Here is an 18,011-nt window from a genome sequence, read left to right as displayed (position 1 = left end):
GCGGGAGAGGCTAGCTCGCGTAGGCCGGGTAATCGGTGTACCCGACGGCATCCGGGCCGTAGAACGTGGCCGGGTTGGGCTCGTTGACCGGCAGGTTCTCCAGCCAGCGGCGCACGAGGTCGGGGTTGGCGATCACGGCACGACCGACGACGACACCGTCGCCGAGACCGTCGTCGAGCAGGGCGATGGCCTCCTCGCGGGTGGTCACGGCGCTGAAACCGGTGTTGACCAGCAGCGGGCCGCCGAACCGGCTGCGCAGCGTGCGCACCAGCTCGCCCGCGGGGTCGCGGTTCAGAACGCTGAGGTAGGCCAGTCCCAGCGGCGCCAGGCCGTCGACCAGCGCACCGTAGGTGGCCAGGACGTCGGCGTCGTCGGTCTCGACGGCATCCTGGATGTTGTGCTGGGGCGAAATGCGGATGCCCACCCTGTCGGCGCCGATCGCCGCGGCGACGGCCGTCACGACCTCGATCACGAACCGGGCCCGGTTCTCGGCGGAGCCGCCATAGATGTCATCGCGCTGATTGGAGGCCGGCGAGAGGAATTCGTGCAGCAGGTACCCGTTGGCGGAGTGGATTTCGACTCCGTCGAGGCCGGCCGCGACAGCGTTGCGGGACGCCTGCACGAAGCAGTCGATGATGCCGGGCAGGTCCTCGCCGGTCAGTGCGCGCGGCACCGGGTAGGGCAGCTTGCCCTTGTAGGTGTGGCTCTCGCCCTGGATGGCGATGGCGCTGGGGGCGACGATCTGGAGCCCTCCGGTGATCTCGGGATGGGAAACCCGACCGGCGTGCATGACCTGGGCCACGATGCGGCCACCGGAGGCGTGCACGGCGTCGGCGACCTTGGCCCAGCCGGCGATCTGTTCCGTGGTGACCAGGCCCGGCTGGCCTGGGAAGCCCTGGCCGGCCTTATCGGGGTAGACACCCTCGGACACGATCAAGCCGAGGGTGGCCCGCTGGCGATAGTGCTCGATGTTGAGCGCACCCGGGATGCCGTCAACCCCTGACCGCATCCGGGTCAACGGTGCCATGACCATTCGGTTGGGCAGTTCGAGGGCGCCGAGGTTCAGCGGGGTGAAAAGACTCACGTGGTGCTCCTTATATCTGTGGGATGGGGACGCAGTGGATGCGGCTGTGCCGCCGTTGTCGAACACGCGTCCCGTTCAGCAAACTCTGCGACCGGGCAGGGTATTCCGGCCGCGGCAAATGATCAGCCGGAACTCAGGCTTGGCCGGCCGCCAATCCGGGTCGCCGGCCGTACCGAACCCCTGTTATGAGCACCGCCACCGCCGTCCCGGCAGGTTTCGACACCGACCTGGGCTACTGCCCGTTTGCGCTGTCACACGACTCCGGCCGGCTGGGCCTGAGCACGAGCCTGATCGACACACCCCTCGGTCCGGTCGCGGTGCGGCATGGTCGGCGAACAGCGACGGGCTCCACCGGCACCGCGACGATCCTGCTGCACGGTGCGGCCGGATCGTGGACCACCTGGACGCCGCTGATCCGCGCTGCGGACCGGTTGCCCGCGCCCCCGCTCGAGAACCTGATCATCCCGGACCTGCCCGGCTGGGGCGACACTCCCCTGGCAATCGACGAAGACGCTGAGACCATTGAGTCCCTCGCCGCGGTCGTAGCCGAGATCGCGCGCGCCCTGGGGTATCGGCGTTGGCGGGTAATCGGGCACTCGCTGGGCGGGTTCGTCGCCCTCGAGCTCGCGGCGAGCAGACCCGGGCAGACGACCTTTGTCGGGCTGGTGTCCGCGACGACGTTCGGTGTCATCGACAGCGTGCGGCATCCGTTGTCCCGGTTCGCCGTGCTGCCCGGCTTCACGGCCCTGCTCGGCGTGATGAGGGTTCTCTCGGCGTGCGGCGCGGCCGGCCGCGGTCTGGCAGCCGGGCTGAATCGGCTGGGCTTGCTGCGCCCCGCGGTGGCTCCGTTGTTCAGCAACGTCCGCCGGGTCGACCGGAGCGTGCTGTCCGCTTTGGCCGCCGAGACGCGGCCACGCTCGTTCACCCTGGCCGCCGGCCGGGCCGGTCGTTACAACGCCGAGGCGTCCTGGGCCCGCATCGAGTGCCCGGTGCGGTCGGTGCACGGCGACCGTGATGTCTTCGTCGGAGACGACGACGACCGGCGCCTGGCCCGAGTGATCGCCGACCTCGAGGTCACGGTACTCACCGGCACCGGCCACTTCGGCCACGTCGAACGTCCGGTCGACACGCTCACGGCTCTGCATTCGCCCGAATTCCTTGCGCTTTGCCGGGCAGCAGAGGAGAGTTGAGGGATCCTCCGGTTCTTCTGTCAGTGCCCCATCATCGCTTTCACCCGTTCCCGGCACCGAGCGTGGCCAATCTGGAAGTGAACGCGAAAACTCATGGGCACCCTGTCCTACGACCGGGTCGTCGTTGAATTCGACGACAGGATCCTGACACATCTGCAAGTCGTGATCGTGCAGAAACTCCGCCGCGGCGAGAGCTTCCTTTTCTCCTGGCGCAACGCCATCGAGGTCGGCGACGGACGCAGTTCGGCATGGATGAATCCGGCGATACCGCTGTACTTCAAGTTCACCGGCGGCCACACCCCGACTCTCAACCCGGAGTGGATCGCACAGTTGACGCGCTCGGCCAACAGCTCGCAAGGGCTGATCGCCACCAGCGAAGAACGCGCCATCGATTCCAATCACGCGGGTGGGATGGATGTGTCGTTCGCGGTGAAGTCGGCCTCCGCGTTGCCGAAGTCGTCGGTGGCCGCGCCGGAATGAGCGCTTAGAGCGGCACCGTGCCGAAACGGCGCAGGGCAACGGCGGGGTTGACCCGTCGCACCTCGGCAAGCCGGGCAGGGGAGATCCAGCCGACGGCCACATCCGTCGTTTCCCCGATCGTGACCAGCTCAACACCCATCGGGTCGACCACCATGCTCGCGCCGACGCCGCTTGGCGGCGCATGGTCGGCCGCCGCGAGATAGACGGTGTTCTCGAGTGCGCGCGCCGTGACCAGAGTGCGCCAGTGCTGCTCCTTGAGCGGTCCGCGCACCCACTCCGCGGGGACGAGCACAAGGTCGGCGCCGGCATCGACAAGACGGCGGGTGACCTCGGGGAATCTGATGTCGTAACAGGTCTGCAGGCCCACCGTGAGACCGGCAACGACGAAGGTCTCCGGCGCTTCGATGACACCGGCAAGCACCCTGTCGGATTCCCGTGACCCGAACGCGTCGTAGAGGTGCAGCTTGCGGTACCGCGCCACGACCAGCCCGGCGGGGTCGACGGCGACGAGAGTGTTCTGCACCCGGTGGGGGTCGTCGGTGCGCTCGAGCATGCCGGCCACGATGTGCACGCCCAGATCGGCGGCCAGGTGACCTAGCGCGGTCACAAACGGTCCGTCGAGCGCTTCGGCGGCGGCAACGGATGCGTCACCCAACCGACTCTCGAAAAACGACGAATACTCGGGGAACACCACGATGCCCGCCCCGCGCGCCACGGCGGTACCGGCCAGCGAGCGCATCGCGGCCAGATTCGCCGCCTGATCAGCGCCGGGCGCGAACTGCGCCACGGCCACCCCGAGTTCGTCGCTCGCGCGCGCATCCACCATGTCGTCAGCCTAGCGGCGGCTTCCCAGCTTGCCGTCGGCAGGTCGCGAGCGAAGCGTCACGCAACGTGCCAGCATGAGACCCTGGTGCGAGCGAAGGGTGACGGATGAAGATCTTGGTCGTGGAGGACGATGACCAGATGGGTGCCCTCATCGAACGCGGACTGCAGGCCGAGGGGTACGAGACGGTGCGGGTCTCCACCGGGGTCGACGCACTCATCGCCCTCAATGGGGACGGCTTCGGCCTGGCCGCCATCGATGTGATGCTGCCCCAGATGTCGGGTTTTGAGATCTGCCGCCGCATCCGCGAGTCGGGCAACACCATGCCCGTGCTACTGCTGACCGCACGCGACACCGTCGACGACAGGGTTTTCGGCCTGGACAGCGGAGCCGACGATTACCTCACCAAGCCGTTTGCGTTCGCCGAGCTCTCCGCCAGGGTGCGTGCCCTGCTGCGCCGCCGGTCGATGGGCGCCCCGACCACGGTGGAGATCGGCAACATAGTGCTGGACTCCCGCGACCTGCGGGTGACCGTGGCCGGGCGTGCGGTGTCGATGAGCCCCAAAGAGGTGGCGTTGCTTCGACTGCTCTGCAGCAGGGCCGGCACTACGGTCGACCGCACCACCATTCTCGAAGAGATCTGGAACGGCACGAACCACATCGACCCCAACATCGTCGACCAGTACATCAGCTATCTGCGCCGCAAGATCGATACCGATGCCGCGGGCGTGCGCATCGTCACCGTGCGAGGCACCGGTTACGCCGTGGAGCTCGCCGGATGAGGCGGCCCTCCCGGTGAGTGGCCCCCGGGGCATCTGGTTGCCCGCGCTGTCGATCCGCGCGCGGATCACCTTGGGAAGCCTCCTCGTCGCGACCCTGTTGTTCAGCACCGCCGCATTCTTCGTCCGCCTCGAGGTGCAATCGATTCTCACCGATTCGAACGAGACCATGCTGCGCAACGACGCCGAGTCCCTGCTGGGTCAGCTCGCGACGAACCCCGCCGAGGCCATCCAGAGCCCGAGCGAGGGCCAGCTGCTGGCCATCGTCGACCCGACCGGGACGGTACGGAAGTCGTCGCTGCCGCGCAGCCTGGACCGGCAGCTCGACGCCCTGATCGAATTGGGCGCCGAACCGCAGACCGTGACCACCCCCGCCGCCACCTACCTGGTCTCGGCGACGCCGGTGAGCTCGGATTCGGGCGACTGGCTCGTCATAGCCGCCCGCAGCCAGCAGGCCCCCACCCTGCTGCTCGATGAGCTCACCGGGGTGCTCGTGCTGGGCACGGTGATCCTCACCGCCGGGTTCGGACTGGCCTCCTGGCTGCTCACCGGCGCGGCGCTTCGCCCGGTGACCCGCCTGCGTGAGGAAGCCGAGAGTCTGAGCACGACGGGCTCCTCGGCGCAGCTGCGGGTTCCAGCCGGCAAGGACGAGGTGAGCGAGCTCGCCCGAACCCTCAACGACTTCATCAAGCGGCTCCGGCGCGGCGTGGACCGCGAAAAACAGATCGTGTCGGATGCGAGTCACGAACTGCGCACCCCGCTCGCGGTACTTCAGGCGCAGCTCGAGCTGGCCCACCTCGACTCCGGCGATGCCCCTGCTCTCGAGCGCGACATCCGAGACGCATCGGCAACAGCCGGACGCCTGAGCCGGCTGGCAACCAATCTGCTCGAGCTGAGCAAGCTGGAGAGTGTGCAGTCGCCGCCCGAGACGGACTGGACCGGTCTGGTCGACGAGATCACGGCGTCGGTCGACCGGGCGCGGGTGGTGCGGGACGGCCACGAACTCGAGGTCGTCTACCGCATCGACGATGACGACCCGGAGGGTCGCTACGGCGTCTCGGCCACGAATATGGGCCAGCTCCTCGACAACCTCATCTCGAACGCCGTCACGGCGATGGCGGGCCACGGCGGCGTCACCGTGTCACTCTCCCGCTCAGGCTCCGGCGCGCTGATCACCGTGATCGACACCGGCCCCGGCCTGCCGGAGGATTTCATTCCGCTGGCGTTCGACAGATTCTCCAGGCCGGACAACGCCCGGTCAAGCAGCTCCGGCGGATCGGGCCTGGGTCTGGCCATTGTGCACGCCATCGTCGAGCGCGCCAACGGCACGGTCCTGCTGCGCAACACCGGCAGCGGACTCGCAGTCGAGATCCGGCTGCCGCGGCACGTTCCCTAGCGGCACTTTGGGAACCTTCCAGGTCACCGAGGCCCCGCGTCGGTAAACGTTGGAGGGTTCTAGGGTCTGGAGGTGACGACTGTTCTCGCCTCTCCGCTCGTCGAGGCCCCGGAGCCGACGAGACACGGTCGGCGCGGCTTCGCCGCTACCGCGGCCCTGCTCGGCCTGGTCGGCTTCCTGGTGTCGGTGGCCGGGTCCTGGCAGCCGTCCTACTGGGGTGACGAGGCAGCCAGCGTGCTCTCCGCCGAGCGGTCGCTTCAGTCGCTGTTTCGGATGCTCGGCACGGTCGATGCCGTGCACGGTGTCTACTATCTGCTTCTGCACGGCTGGATCGACGTGTTCGGGGCGTCGGAGTTCGCTACCCGACTACTCAGCGCCCTGTCCATCGGCGCCGCGACGGCCGGCACCGCCGTCTTGGCCCGGATGCTCGTCAACCCGCGCGTCGCCCTGTTCGCCGCCCTCGTCTTCGCTGTGCTCCCCCGAGTGACGTATATGGGCGCTGAGGCCCGGTCCACGGCCCTGGCCACCATGATCGCGGTGTGGTGCACAGTGCTCCTCGTGCACATCGTGCGGTCCAGGCCCACCACCGCCACACTGACCCTGACGCTCTGGGCCGGCTACGCGGTGCTGCTCGCCGCGGGCATCGCCGTGTTCGTTTACATCGCGCTGCTGGTGCCGGTGCACGGGCTCGTGGTGACTCTGCTGACCCGGCACAGCCCACGCGTCACCGTGCTGACGTGGGCCGGCGGGGTGGGCGCCGCGCTGGCGGTGGCCTCACCGATCATCATCCTGGCCCACACCCAGCGTGACCAGATCGCCTTCCTGGCCCGACGCGCACAGGCCAGCCCGCTCGACGCCGCCGTCCAGCAGTGGTTCGACACTCCGGCCCTGGCCGCCCTCGCCTGGCTGTTGATCGCGGTCGGCTGCCTGACCGCGTTCGTCCCCCGGTTCCAGGGCGTCGGCGTGAACGCCGGGCCCGGGCGGGTGCCGCGGGCCGAACTGGTCGTCCTGCTGGCCTGGCTGGTCGTGCCGAGTACCACCCTGCTGATCGGCACCCACCTGATCACGCCGATGTACGCCTATCGCTACCTTTCGATCTGCGCGCCGGCGGCCGCCATCCTGATGGCCGTGGGCATCGTGGGGCTTCGGCCGTTCTGGGCTCGGGCGATTGCCCTGCTGCTCGTGGTGACCCTCGCGGCGCCCGGCTATCTCGCGCAACGCTCGGACTTCGCGAAGGACCACGGCAGCGACTGGCGCCAGACGGCCGACATCCTGCGCGCAGAGGCCCGACCACGCGATGCCGTCGTCTTTGACGAGAGCACCAGGCCATCGCGGCGCCCGCGCCTGGCCGGGCACCTCTATCCGGCGGCGTTCGTCGGGCTGAACGACATCACCCGCGACGAGTCGTTCGAGAACACCGACGGGCTGTGGGACCGCACACTCCCGCTCGAGGTGGCCGCCTTCCGGCTGGCTGCAACCGACAGAGTCTGGCTCCTGCAGAATGTCGGGAGCCGGGGAACGGCGACCGGAACCGACCTTGCCGTGCTCCGCGAGGCGGGTTTCTCCATCGTGTCGTCCCGCACGATCAACCGCACCATCCTCATCGAAATGACGAGGTTGACGATGCCGTGAGCCCGGGGTGTGACTTCTGGTCACGATGACTATATGATGGACCTCACGTTAGAGTCATATTGACCTTTACTCGAGGGATGCCCGATGACCGATCTACACCCGCCTGTGCTTGCGGTTTCGACGGTCATTTTCGCGCTCCGGCCCGACGTCGAGTCCGGCTTCATGACGCTCTGGCTTCCCCTGGTCCGTCGCACCAGGGACCCGTACCTGGGCCTGTGGGCGCTGCCGGGTGGCTGGCTGCCGCCCGAGGAGGAGCTCTCCACCGCCGCGGCCAGCACCCTGCGGGAAACCACCGGACTCTCCCCCAAGTACCTCGAGCAGCTGTACACCTTCGGCGATCTCAGCCGTTCCCCGGGCAGCCGCGTCGTCTCGATCGTGTACTGGGCTCTGGTGCAGTCCACCGAGGCCGACCTCGCCGCCGTCGATGAGAACGTGCAGTGGTTCCCGGCCGACCGGCTGCCCGAGCTCGCGTTCGACCACAACCACATCGTCGAGTACGCGCTATGGCGTCTGCGCACCAAGGTGGAATACTCCCGCATCGCGCACGCCTTCCTCGGCGAGACATTCACCCTGGCCCAGCTGCGCGACGTACACGAGGCGGTCCTGCGCCGGGCACTCGACCCGGCGAACTTCCGCCGCATGATCGAGTCGACGGGGACCGTCGTCGACACCGGGCTCCGCCTGGCCGGGGTACCGCACCGGCCGCCGCGGCTCTACCGCTACAACGACTCCCACTCCATCGCCGAGGGGCCCCTGGGCTCCACGGTCGGCTGGCCCGAAACTCCCCTCCAAACCACCCCGCACCCCCCGAGGAGCACGACATGACCATCGCATCGGTCGACCGCACCATCCGTCTGATCAGCACGGGCAAGAGCACGGGCAGCACCTGCACCCCCGACCTCGCCGTCGACCCGTGGTACTTCGACGACAAGGCCCCCGGCTACGGGCCCGGCTCCTCGATGGGCGACGTCATCCCCACCGGATCCCCCCGCCAGGGCGAGCTGCCCGCGCGCTACCGCACGGCATCCAACGGCGAACTGGGCGACTGGATCCGCGCCGCCAAGGCCACCCTGGGTGACCGTGTTGTGGTGCTCGGCCACTTCTACCAGCGCGAAGAGGTGCTGCAGCACGCCGACTTCATCGGCGACTCCTTCCAGCTCGCCGTGGCCACCCAGAGCCGGCCGGATGCCGAAGCCATCGTCTTCTGCGGCGTGCACTTCATGGCCGAGACCGCCGACCTGCTCTCCCGCCCCGAGCAGGCCGTGATCCTGCCCAACCTCGCCGCCGGCTGCTCGATGGCCGACATGGCCGACATCGACTCCGTCACCGAGTGCTGGGAACAGCTCGAAGAGCTCTACGGCACCGAACCGGATGCCGACGGGCGCGTCCCGGTGATCCCGGTCACCTACATGAACTCCTCCGCGGCGCTCAAGGGCTTCTGCGGCGAGCACGGCGGTATTGTCTGCACCTCCTCGAACGCCGAGACCGTGCTGAAGTGGGCCTTCGAGCGCGGCCAGCGGGTGCTGTTCTTCCCCGACCAGCACCTGGGCCGCAATACCGCCAAGGCCATGGGCGTTCCCCTCGAGCGGATGCCGATGTGGAACCCGCGCAAGGCCCTCGGCGGCAACACCGAGGCCGAACTCGAGAACTCGCAGGTGATCCTCTGGCACGGCTTCTGCAGCGTGCACCGCCGCTTCACCGTCGAGCAGATCGAGACTGCCCGCGTTGAGCACCCGGGCGTGCGCGTGATCGTGCACCCCGAGTGCCCGATGGCGGTCGTGGATGCGGCAGATGAATACGGTTCCACCGACTACATCGCCAAGGCCATCGCGGCCGCACCGGCCGGGTCGACGTTCGCGATCGGCACCGAGATCAACCTCGTGCAGCGCCTCGCCGCCCAGTACCCGCAGCACACCATCTTCTGCCTCGACCCTGTCGTCTGCCCGTGCTCCACCATGTACCGCATCCACTCCGGCTACCTGGCCTGGGTACTCGAGGCTCTCGTGGGCGGCGACGGCGTGCCGGCGGAGGTGCTCAACCGCATCACGGTCGCCGACGACGTCGCCGGGCACGCCAGGGTGGCGCTCGAACGGATGCTCGCCGCCAAGCCGCCCGCCGCCGGTCCCGTCGCCCCCGTCGTGACCGGAGCCTGACCATGACGCGCGTGCTGGTCGTCGGCAGCGGCCTCGCCGGGCTGATCGCCGCGGTGCGGGCAACCGATGCCGGCCACCGGGTGACCCTGGTGACCAAGGCCGCCCTTTCCGACAGCAACACCCGCTACGCCCAGGGCGGCATCGCCGCGGCGTTGTTCCCCGACGACTCCACCGACGCGCACATCCTCGACACCCTGCGCGCCGGCGCCGGACTCTGCGACCCCGCTGCCGTGCGGGTGCTCTGCGAGGAAGGCCCGGCCCGGGTGCGCGACCTGATCCGGTTCGGCGTCGATTTCGACCGCGACGAATCGGGCATCACCCGTGGGCTCGAGGCCGCGCACTCCAGGTCCAGGGTGTTGCACGCCGGCGGCGACGCCACCGGCGCCGCCATCGAGACCGCCCTGGTGGCCACGGTGCAGGAGCGGGCCAAGCGCGCCCACGCCCTCGGCGGCGACCAGATCACCATCCACGAACACACCATGCTCGTCGACCTGATCGTGACCGACGGCCCCGGCACGGTCCGGGTGACCGGCGCGATGCTGCTCGGGCCGGACGGCACCCAGCACGCGGTCGCCGCCGACGCCGTGATCCTCGCCACCGGAGGTGCGGGAGCGTTGTACCGGCACACGACCAACCCGGCCATCGCCACCGGCGACGGTGTCGCCGCCGCCTGGCGGGCCGGCGCTGCCGTCGCCGACGTCGAGTTCTACCAGTTCCACCCGACCGCGCTCGCGGTGCCCGGCACCCCGCTGGTGTCGGAGGCCGTTCGCGGCGAGGGCGCCGTGCTGCTCACCAGCACCGGTGAACGGTTCATGCCGGCCATCCACCCGGATGCCGAGCTCGCGCCCCGCGACATCGTGGCGCGCAGCATCGCCGCCCAGATGAAAAAGCAGGGCGGCGCCCCGGTGCTGCTGGACGCCACCGGGCTCGGCCGTGACCTGCTCGAGAGCCGGTTCCCCACCATCACGGCCGCCTGCCGCGCCGCCGGGCTGGACTGGGCGGTGCAACCGATTCCGGTCGCTCCGGCCGCGCACTACTGGATGGGCGGAGTCGCCACCGACGGCTGGGGCCGCACCTCGCTGGCCGGCCTCTACGCGGTGGGTGAGGTGGCCCGCACCGGAGCGCACGGCGCGAACCGGCTGGCATCCAACTCGTTGCTCGAAGCCGCTGTCTTCGCCGATCGGGCCGTGCGCGCGCTCGACGCTGAGGAGCAGCTACCGCCGCTGTTCGACGACCTCGAGGCAGTTGCCGAACTCGGCAGCGACCCGGATGAGGCCGGCACGCTCGTCGAGCGCAGCACCCTGCAGGAGCTGCTCTGGGAGGCCGCCGGAGTGCACAGGTCCGGCTCTGGCCTGACCCGGGCCGCCGTGACCCTGGCCGGGTGGCGGGCCGTCGACCGGGGCCGGGCCACTGTCGCCGAGCTCGAGACGGGCAACCTGCTCGACCTCGGCCGCCTGATCGTGGCCGCAGCCCTGGCCCGCGAGGAATCCCGCGGCGCCCACCACCGCGCTGACTTCCCAGACAGCCGCCCGGAACTCGCCCGGCCGCGCTTCACCCGGCACCCGGCGTCAACCCGCCCTCTTCTCACAGTTCCATCGCAGCCTTCGGAGGCCATCGCATGCTGACCACACACGCCATCGACACCGTCGTGCGGGCCGCCCTCGACGAGGACGCCCCGTGGGGCGACCTCACCAGCGAGATGCTGATCCCCGCCGACGCCGTCGCCACCGCCCAGCTGGTGGCCAGGGAAGCCGGCGTGTTCAGCGGCGGGGCCGTGTTCGCTGCGGCGTTCCGACTGGTCGACCCACGCATCGCGGTGCACCTCCACGTCACCGACGGCGCCGCCTTCGCTGCGGGCGACCTGCTCGCCGAGGCGTCCGGCCCGGCCCGCGGCATCCTGCAGGCCGAACGGATCGGACTGAACTTCGTGCAGCGGATGAGCGGCATCGCCGCCCTCACCGCCCGGTACGTGTCTGAGACCGCCGGCACCGCGGCCCGCATCGTCGACACCCGCAAAACCACACCCGGCCTGCGCGCGTTCGAACGCCAGGCCGTGCGCGACGGTGGCGGCCACAACCACCGGTTCAGCCTCTCCGACGCCGTGATGGCCAAGGACAACCACCTTGCTGTGCTGAGCGCCGGCGGCATCGGCCTCACCGAGGCGCTGCTGGCCGTACGCGCCAAGCTCTCGCACACCACCCACTTCGAGGTCGAGGTGGACACCCTCGAGCAGATCGAACCCGTGCTCGCGGCCGGCATCGATACCATCATGCTCGACAATTTCGACGCCGACAGCCTCCGCGAGGGCGTGCGCCTGGTCGCCGGCCGGGCCATCGTGGAGGCCAGCGGCGGCGTCTCGCTCGACACCGTCAGACGCATCGCGGAGTCCGGCGTCGACGTCATCTCGGTGGGCGCCCTCACCCACAGCGTTCGCTCGCTCGACCTGGGCCTGGACGTGGTGATCCTCACCGAGGATTGACCACCCCTTCCCCGAACCCGGAGCAGCCATGATCTACCTGGACAACGCCGCGACGACGCCGCTGCGCCGCGAGGTCGCCGAAGCCATCTGGCCGGTCATGACCCGCGGCTTCGGCAACCCGTCCAGCCACCACCGGGTGGGTGAGGCCGCGGCCGCCACGCTGAAGGCCGCCCGCGCCCGCATCGCCGGGGTGCTCGGCTGCCGGCCCGGCGAGATCACTCTCACCGGCGGCGGCACCGAGGCCGCCAACCTCGCGGTGAAGGGCCTCGCCCTGGGCTCCCCGCGCGGCCGGCACATCGTTAGCACCGCCCTCGAGCACGAGGCCGTGCTCGAGTCCTGCGACTATCTGCGCCGGCTGCACGGCTTCGAGATCACCCTGCTGACCACGGATGCCTCCGGCCGGGTCGATCCCGCCGAGCTCGCCAGGGTTCTTCGGCCCGACTCCACCCTCGTCACCGTGCACTACGCCAACAACGAGATCGGCACCGTGCAGCCCATCCGGGAACTCGCCGCCATCGCCCGCGCGGCCGGTGTACCGTTCCACACCGACGCCGTGCAGGCCGCCGGCTGGCTGGAGCTGAACGTCGTCGACCTCGGCGTCGACGCGCTGAGCATCTCCGGACACAAGCTCGGCGCGCCCCAGGGCGTCGGCGCGCTGTACCTGCGCGGTCGCCTGCAGGTCGAACCGGTGCTGCACGGCGGCGGCCAGGAGCGCGGCCGGCGCAGCGGCACCGAGAACGTGGCCGGGGCCGTGGGGCTCGCCGTGGCCCTCGACCTGGCCGAGGCCGAACGGCGGGAGCTCGCGCCCGCCCTGACCGTGCTCCGCGACGGTTTCGTCGCAGCGGTCCTGAAGAGCACCCCCGGCGCGGCGCTGACCGGGGACCCGCTGCACCGGCTGCCCGGCCATGCTTCGTTCACCTTCGCAGGCACCGGCGGCGAGGCCGTGCTGCTCGAGCTCGAACGCCACGATATCGTCTGCTCGAGCGGGTCGGCCTGTGCCGCCGGCAGCGACGAGGCGTCACACGTGCTCACGGCCCTGGGCATTCCCGCCGATCTCGCCCAGACCGCTGTGCGGTTCACCCTGTCGGCCACCACCACCGCCGCGGAGCTGACCGAGGCAGCCACCCGGGTGCGCGAGGCCGTCGCCGCCGTGCGCGGCCTGGCCGGCTGACCAGCGCCCCGGCCGCCCCCTCGCTCGCAACTGTTCCCGAACCGGACAACTGCGTCCGGCGCACCGGGCGCAATTGTCCGAACGGGGCACAGTTGCGGTGCAGGGCGAACGGATGCTGAACGGGCGCCGAAAGGCAGTGCACGTGGGACCTTTGGCCCGTGTTTTGGGCGTTCCGGCAGCCTATGTTTGAACCAGAGACAAAGATCCCAGATCGGGTTGTCCAGGAGGAAAACTATGACGATCACAGACCAACCAGTCGCCACTCCCATAGCTACGAAGATCGACACCCTGGTTGCCGCCGGCAACGTCGCGCTGAAGGACTACGCGGACTTCACCCAGGAACAGATCGACTACATCGTCAAGAAGGCCTCCGTCGCCGCGCTGTCCCAGCACGCCACGCTCGCCGTGCACGCCGTCGCTGAGACCGGCCGTGGAGTCTTCGAAGACAAGGCCGTGAAGAACCTCTTCGCGTGCGAGCACGTCACCAACAGCATGCAGAACCTCAAGACCGTGGGCATCATCAGCCGCGACGAGCTCACCGGCATCACCGAGATCGCCGAGCCCGTCGGCGTCATCTGTGGCATCACCCCGGTCACGAACTGTACGTCCACCGCGATCTTCAAGTCGCTCATCGCGCTCAAGACCCGCAACCCCATCATCTTCGGCTTCCACCCCGCCGCGCAGGAGTCCTCCGCAGCCGCCGCCCGCGTCGTCCGCGACGCCGCCATCGCAGCAGGCGCACCCGCCAACTGCATCCAGTGGATCGAACAGCCGTCCCTCGAGGCCTCCACCCTGCTGATGAACCACCCCGGTGTGGCACTCATCCTCGCGACCGGTGGAAACGCCATGGTCCGCGCCGCGTACTCCTGCGGCAAGCCCGCCCTGGGCGTCGGCGCCGGCAACGTGCCCGCCTTCATCGAGAAGAGCGCCAAGCTCAAGCGTGCCGTCAACGACGTCGTGCTCTCGAAGGCCTTCGACTACGGCATGATCTGCGCTTCCGAGCAGGCCGTCATCATCGAAGAGCCCCTCTACAACGAGGCCATGGCCGAGTTCAAGATCCTGCACGCCTACCGCACCAACGCAGAAGAGAAGGCCCTCCTCGAAGAGTTCATCTTCGGCGTGCAGGCCAACTCGGAGAACTGCGCCGGCGCCAAGCTGAACCCGAACGTCGTCGGCAAGTCGCCGGTGTGGATCGCACAGCAGGCCGGCTTCAGCGTCCCCGAAGAAACGTCGATCATCCTGGTCGAGGTGTCCGGAGTCGGACCGCACGAGCCGATGACCCGCGAAAAGCTGGCACCGGTGCTCGCCGTCATGCACGCCAAGGACGCCGAAGAGGGCATCTCGCTCTCCGAGCAGATGGTGGAATTCGACGGACTGGGCCACTCGGGCTCGATCCACAGCGAAAACCCCGCGATCATCGAAGAATTCGGCAAGCGCGTCAAGGCTGTCCGCATCATCACCAACGCCCCCAGCTCGCTCGGTGGCATCGGTGACATTTACAACGCGTTCATCCCCTCGCTCACGCTCGGCTGTGGTTCGTACGGACACAACTCCGTCTCGAACAACGTCTCGGCGATCAACCTGATCAACATCAAGCGCATCGGCCGGAGGAACAACAACTTGCAGTGGTTCAAGATCCCCGCGAAGACCTACTTCGAGCCGAACGCCATCCGTTACCTGGCCGACATGCGCGACGTCACCCGGGTCACCATCGTCACCGACTCGACCATGACCCGCCTGGGCTTCGTCGACAAGATCCTCGACGTGCTCAACCGCCGTGAGGGCCGCGTTGCCCTGCAGATCATCGACAACGTGCTCCCCGAGCCCACCGTTGCCGCCGTCGAGAAGGGCGCAGAGGAAATGCGCGCCTTCAAGCCGGACACCATCATCGCCCTCGGTGGCGGTTCGCCGATGGACGCCGCCAAGGTCATGTGGCTGCTGTACGAACACCCCGAAATCGACTTCGCCGACATGAAGGAAAAGTTCTTCGACGTGCGCAAGCGCGCGTTCAAGTTCCCCGACCTCGGTGAGCTCGCCAAGCTGGTCTGCATCCCGACCACCTCGGGCACCGGTAGCGAGATGACCCCGTTCGCCGTCATCACCGACGACGTCACCGGCGTCAAGTACCCGCTGGCCGACTACGCGCTGATCCCGTCCGTCGCGATCATCGACCCCGTGCTCACGGCCATGATGCCGTCGTTCCTCGCCGCAGACTCCGGCTTCGACGCCCTGACCCACGCCACTGAGGCGTATGTCTCGGTGTACGCGAACGACTTCACCGACGGCCTCTGCCTGCACGCGATCAAGCTGATCTTCGAGAACATCGAGACCAGCGTCAAGGGCACCATCGGCAGCACCGATGACGCCGTGATCAAGGCTCGCGAGAAGATGCACAACGCCGCATCGATCTCCGGTATGGCATTCGGTAACGCCTTCCTGGGCATAGTCCACGCCATGGCTCACGTCACCGGCGCGCAGCTGCACCTGATCCACGGCCGGGTCAACGCGACCTACCTGCCGCACGTGATCCGGTACAACGGCACCGTACCGACCAAGCTGACCAGCTGGCCCAAGTACGAGCACTACATCGCCCCGGAGCGCTTCCAGGAAATCGCGAAGCACCTCGGCCTCCCGGCCTCCACCCCGGCCGAGGGCGTCGAGTCCTACGCCAAGGCCGTCGAGAAGCTGCGCGACCAGGTCGGCATCAAGCCGTCCTTCCAGGCACAGGGTGTGCCGGAAGAGGACTTCATCAGCCGCCTCGACTCGCTCGCCATGGGCGCCTACGGCGACCAGTGCGCACCCGCCAACCCGCGGATGCCGATGCTCGAGGACATGAAGACCCTCATGGAAGCCGCGTACTACGGCACGTCGTTCGCCGAGGTTCGCGCCGGACGCGCAGCCGTGGTTGACGCCGCGCACGAGACCGGTGCAGTGGTTGCCGCTCCGACCGAGGACGCCAAGAAGCCCGCCCGCAAGGCCGGCAAGTAGGCTCCACGCGTCACAGCAACAACCGTTCGACCTGCACCACCACAACGGCCCCGCACTCTCGTGCGGGGCCGTTCTGTGTTGCGAGAACGGTGCCGGCGGTCGCGGTCGCCCGTCGCTCCTCACCACCCATTGGTGTTAGATGGACACTGTGGGCAACCCAACTGACACTCCGCACGGCAACGCTGACGCTGCTGGACCCGATTCAGCCCGCATCCCTCAGGACGATCAGGACGAGCAGGACGAGGCTCGAACCTCCAGCCAAGCCGCCCAGGATCAGAAGATCGAAAAGATCCTGGTGGACGCACACCGACGGGACGATGAGGCCGACATCCGCGATGTCGAGTCTGACAAGCGTGCCGAAGCCGCCGACCTCGAGGCCTTTTTGGACACCAGCGAAATATATTCAGGCCACGGAGAACGGCGAGCAGCAGCGCTGGACCGCTCCCACGCCAAGAGCGATCGTCAGTCCTCCGCCGACGATCGAGCCGAACTCACGAAGCACAGAGACACCCCGAACGCGGACTAGCCGAATTCCTGGCGCCACGACAAGGCGGCTGAGCTGCGAGCCGGGTCTGATCAGGCCGGGAGGGAGTGGGGTTCCACACCGACACTGGTCAGCAGCGTGACGACGTGGGCGCGGATGTCGTCCCGGATGTCCCGCACGGCTTCCAGCGATTGTCCGGCCGGGTCGGCCAGCTCCCAGTCCTGGTAGCGCTTGCCCGGGTAGACCGGGCAGGCGTCGCCGCAACCCATGGTCACCACGACGTCGGCGGCCTGCACCACGTCGTCGGTGAGGGGCTTGGGAAACTCTTCGCCCAGGTCCAGGCCGATTTCAGCCATGGCGGCGATCACGGTGGCGTGGATCTCACCGGAGGGCATCGAGCCGGCGCTGCGTACGTGAACGCGCCCGCCGGAGAGGTGCGCGGTGAGTACGGCGGCCATCTGGGACCGGCCCGCATTCTGCTCGCAGACGAAGAGCACCTCGGGGACGTCCCGGGCAATCGCGCCCTTGGCCTGGGCGAGCGCGGTGAGCCGGTCCGTGGCGAACCGAACCGTGCGAGCGGCGACGTGTGCGCGCACCGTCGATCCGCGCAGGAGGCTGGTGTACGACTCGAGCACGTATCGTTCCACGGTCTCGAGGCCGAAGATACCGGAGAACTTGAGCGAGAGCTCGTCGGAAAGACGGTGCAGGTACGCCTCCGGGAAGGTGAGACCGGGAAGGGGGCGACGGTCCGAAACATCCATTTTCTTCACCTTGTCGAGTGTCGGGTGGTCAGGCGGTGACGGGAAGGATCTCGGCGAGCAGCTTCTCGATGCGAGCCTTGATGTCGTCACGGATCGGGCGCACCGATTCGATGCCCTGACCGGCCGGGTCGGCCAGCTCCCAGTCCTCATAGCGCTTGCCGGGGAAGATCGGGCAGGCATCGCCGCAGCCCATGGTGATCACGACGTCGGAGTCTTTGACGGCCTCGGTCGTGAGAATTTTGGGCACGTTGTGTGCAATGTCGATGCCGTCTTCAGCCATGGCCTCGATGGCGACGGGGTTGATCTGGTCCTTCGGCTCGGAACCGGCCGAGAGCACCTCGACGCGACCTCCGGAGAGCGCCGTCAGGTATCCGGCGGCCATCTGGGACCGGCCGGCATTGTGCACGCAGACGAACAGAACTGTGGGCTTGGCGGCGGACGTACCTGCGCTGAGGTCAGACATGGGGATTCCTTCGGCTGGTGATTGATCGACATCTGTCAATATAGACGATTCACGCCGGCTGCGGCACCAGTGCAGAAATTGTCTTGAGCCGCTCACGCGCCATTCACCTCCCGTTCACCCACTCCCGG

The 18,011-nt window shown here is 68.5% G+C and carries 16 protein-coding genes; 12 read left to right on the top strand and 4 right to left on the bottom strand.

Going from position 1 to position 18,011, the window contains the following annotated elements:
* Positions 1–10 precede the first annotated feature (10 nt).
* The gene (locus tag E3T19_RS17835) at positions 11–1,084 is read right to left on the bottom strand and encodes an alkene reductase (RefSeq protein WP_134409482.1); all 1,074 of its coding nucleotides are present in this window, start codon (positions 1,082–1,084) and stop codon (positions 11–13) included.
* Positions 1,085–1,269: 185 nt separating this feature from the next.
* Here E3T19_RS17835 and E3T19_RS17830 point away from each other — a divergent pair, with 185 nt between their 5' ends.
* Both E3T19_RS17830 and E3T19_RS17825 read left to right on the top strand, forming a co-directional pair.
* A complete protein-coding gene (locus E3T19_RS17830; RefSeq protein ID WP_088455533.1) occupies positions 1,270–2,274 on the top strand; it encodes an alpha/beta fold hydrolase in 1,005 nt (334 codons plus the stop codon).
* Between the two features lie 93 nt (positions 2,275–2,367).
* Positions 2,368–2,754 (top strand): ATP-dependent DNA ligase, encoded by a 387-nt coding sequence (locus E3T19_RS17825; RefSeq protein ID WP_240632395.1) that lies wholly within the window; start codon positions 2,368–2,370, stop codon positions 2,752–2,754.
* A 4-nt stretch (positions 2,755–2,758) separates the two neighbouring features.
* Here E3T19_RS17825 and E3T19_RS17820 read toward each other — a convergent pair whose 3' ends face one another.
* Positions 2,759–3,580 (bottom strand): carbon-nitrogen hydrolase family protein, encoded by an 822-nt coding sequence (locus E3T19_RS17820; protein WP_088455532.1) that lies wholly within the window; start codon positions 3,578–3,580, stop codon positions 2,759–2,761.
* 104 nt (positions 3,581–3,684) lie between these two features.
* On the opposite strand from E3T19_RS17820, the gene E3T19_RS17815 reads away from it, so the two are divergent.
* The 10 genes from E3T19_RS17815 (at position 3,685) to E3T19_RS17770 (ending at position 16,701) form a co-directional block, all read left to right on the top strand.
* Complete coding sequence (locus E3T19_RS17815; RefSeq protein WP_088455531.1) at positions 3,685–4,359, top strand: response regulator transcription factor; 675 nt, start codon at positions 3,685–3,687, stop codon at positions 4,357–4,359.
* 13 nt (positions 4,360–4,372) lie between these two features.
* Complete coding sequence (locus E3T19_RS17810; RefSeq protein ID WP_165788011.1) at positions 4,373–5,752, top strand: HAMP domain-containing sensor histidine kinase; 1,380 nt, start codon at positions 4,373–4,375, stop codon at positions 5,750–5,752.
* A gap of 72 nt (positions 5,753–5,824) precedes the next feature.
* Positions 5,825–7,384, top strand: coding sequence for a glycosyltransferase family 39 protein (locus E3T19_RS17805; protein WP_134409481.1), 1,560 nt, complete (start codon positions 5,825–5,827; stop codon positions 7,382–7,384).
* 84 nt (positions 7,385–7,468) lie between these two features.
* Positions 7,469–8,209, top strand: coding sequence for an NUDIX domain-containing protein (locus E3T19_RS17800; protein WP_134409480.1), 741 nt, complete (start codon positions 7,469–7,471; stop codon positions 8,207–8,209).
* The gene (gene nadA, locus E3T19_RS17795) at positions 8,206–9,537 is read left to right on the top strand and encodes a quinolinate synthase NadA (protein WP_088455527.1); all 1,332 of its coding nucleotides are present in this window, start codon (positions 8,206–8,208) and stop codon (positions 9,535–9,537) included. The genes E3T19_RS17800 and nadA overlap by 4 nt, the downstream gene beginning before the upstream one ends.
* A 2-nt stretch (positions 9,538–9,539) precedes the next feature.
* Positions 9,540–11,162 carry an L-aspartate oxidase gene (nadB, locus tag E3T19_RS17790; RefSeq protein WP_088455526.1) on the top strand — a complete coding sequence of 541 codons (1,623 nt, stop codon included), beginning with the start codon at positions 9,540–9,542 and terminating at the stop codon, positions 11,160–11,162.
* A complete protein-coding gene (nadC, locus tag E3T19_RS17785; RefSeq protein WP_088455525.1) occupies positions 11,156–12,016 on the top strand; it encodes a carboxylating nicotinate-nucleotide diphosphorylase in 861 nt (286 codons plus the stop codon). The genes nadB and nadC overlap by 7 nt, the downstream gene beginning before the upstream one ends.
* A gap of 28 nt (positions 12,017–12,044) precedes the next feature.
* Complete coding sequence (locus E3T19_RS17780) at positions 12,045–13,187, top strand: cysteine desulfurase family protein (protein WP_088455524.1); 1,143 nt, start codon at positions 12,045–12,047, stop codon at positions 13,185–13,187.
* 234 nt (positions 13,188–13,421) lie between these two features.
* Positions 13,422–16,175 (top strand): bifunctional acetaldehyde-CoA/alcohol dehydrogenase, encoded by a 2,754-nt coding sequence (gene adhE / locus E3T19_RS17775; RefSeq protein WP_174776223.1) that lies wholly within the window; start codon positions 13,422–13,424, stop codon positions 16,173–16,175.
* A 148-nt stretch (positions 16,176–16,323) separates the two neighbouring features.
* Positions 16,324–16,701 carry a hypothetical protein gene (locus tag E3T19_RS17770; RefSeq protein WP_134409479.1) on the top strand — a complete coding sequence of 126 codons (378 nt, stop codon included), beginning with the start codon at positions 16,324–16,326 and terminating at the stop codon, positions 16,699–16,701.
* 50 nt (positions 16,702–16,751) lie between these two features.
* Here the strand turns inward: E3T19_RS17770 and E3T19_RS17765 are convergent, their stop codons facing one another.
* A complete protein-coding gene (locus E3T19_RS17765; RefSeq protein WP_088455522.1) occupies positions 16,752–17,420 on the bottom strand; it encodes a phosphatase in 669 nt (222 codons plus the stop codon).
* A gap of 28 nt (positions 17,421–17,448) precedes the next feature.
* Positions 17,449–17,883: an arsenate reductase ArsC gene (locus tag E3T19_RS17760; RefSeq protein ID WP_088455521.1), complete on the bottom strand. Its 435-nt coding sequence runs from the start codon at positions 17,881–17,883 to the stop codon at positions 17,449–17,451.
* Positions 17,884–18,011 lie beyond the last annotated feature (128 nt).

It is taken from the genome of Cryobacterium sp. TMT4-31, from assembly GCF_004403385.1.
GTDB classification, from domain to species: domain Bacteria; phylum Actinomycetota; class Actinomycetes; order Actinomycetales; family Microbacteriaceae; genus Cryobacterium; species Cryobacterium zongtaii.
This window is presented reverse-complemented; position numbering and strand designations above follow the sequence as displayed.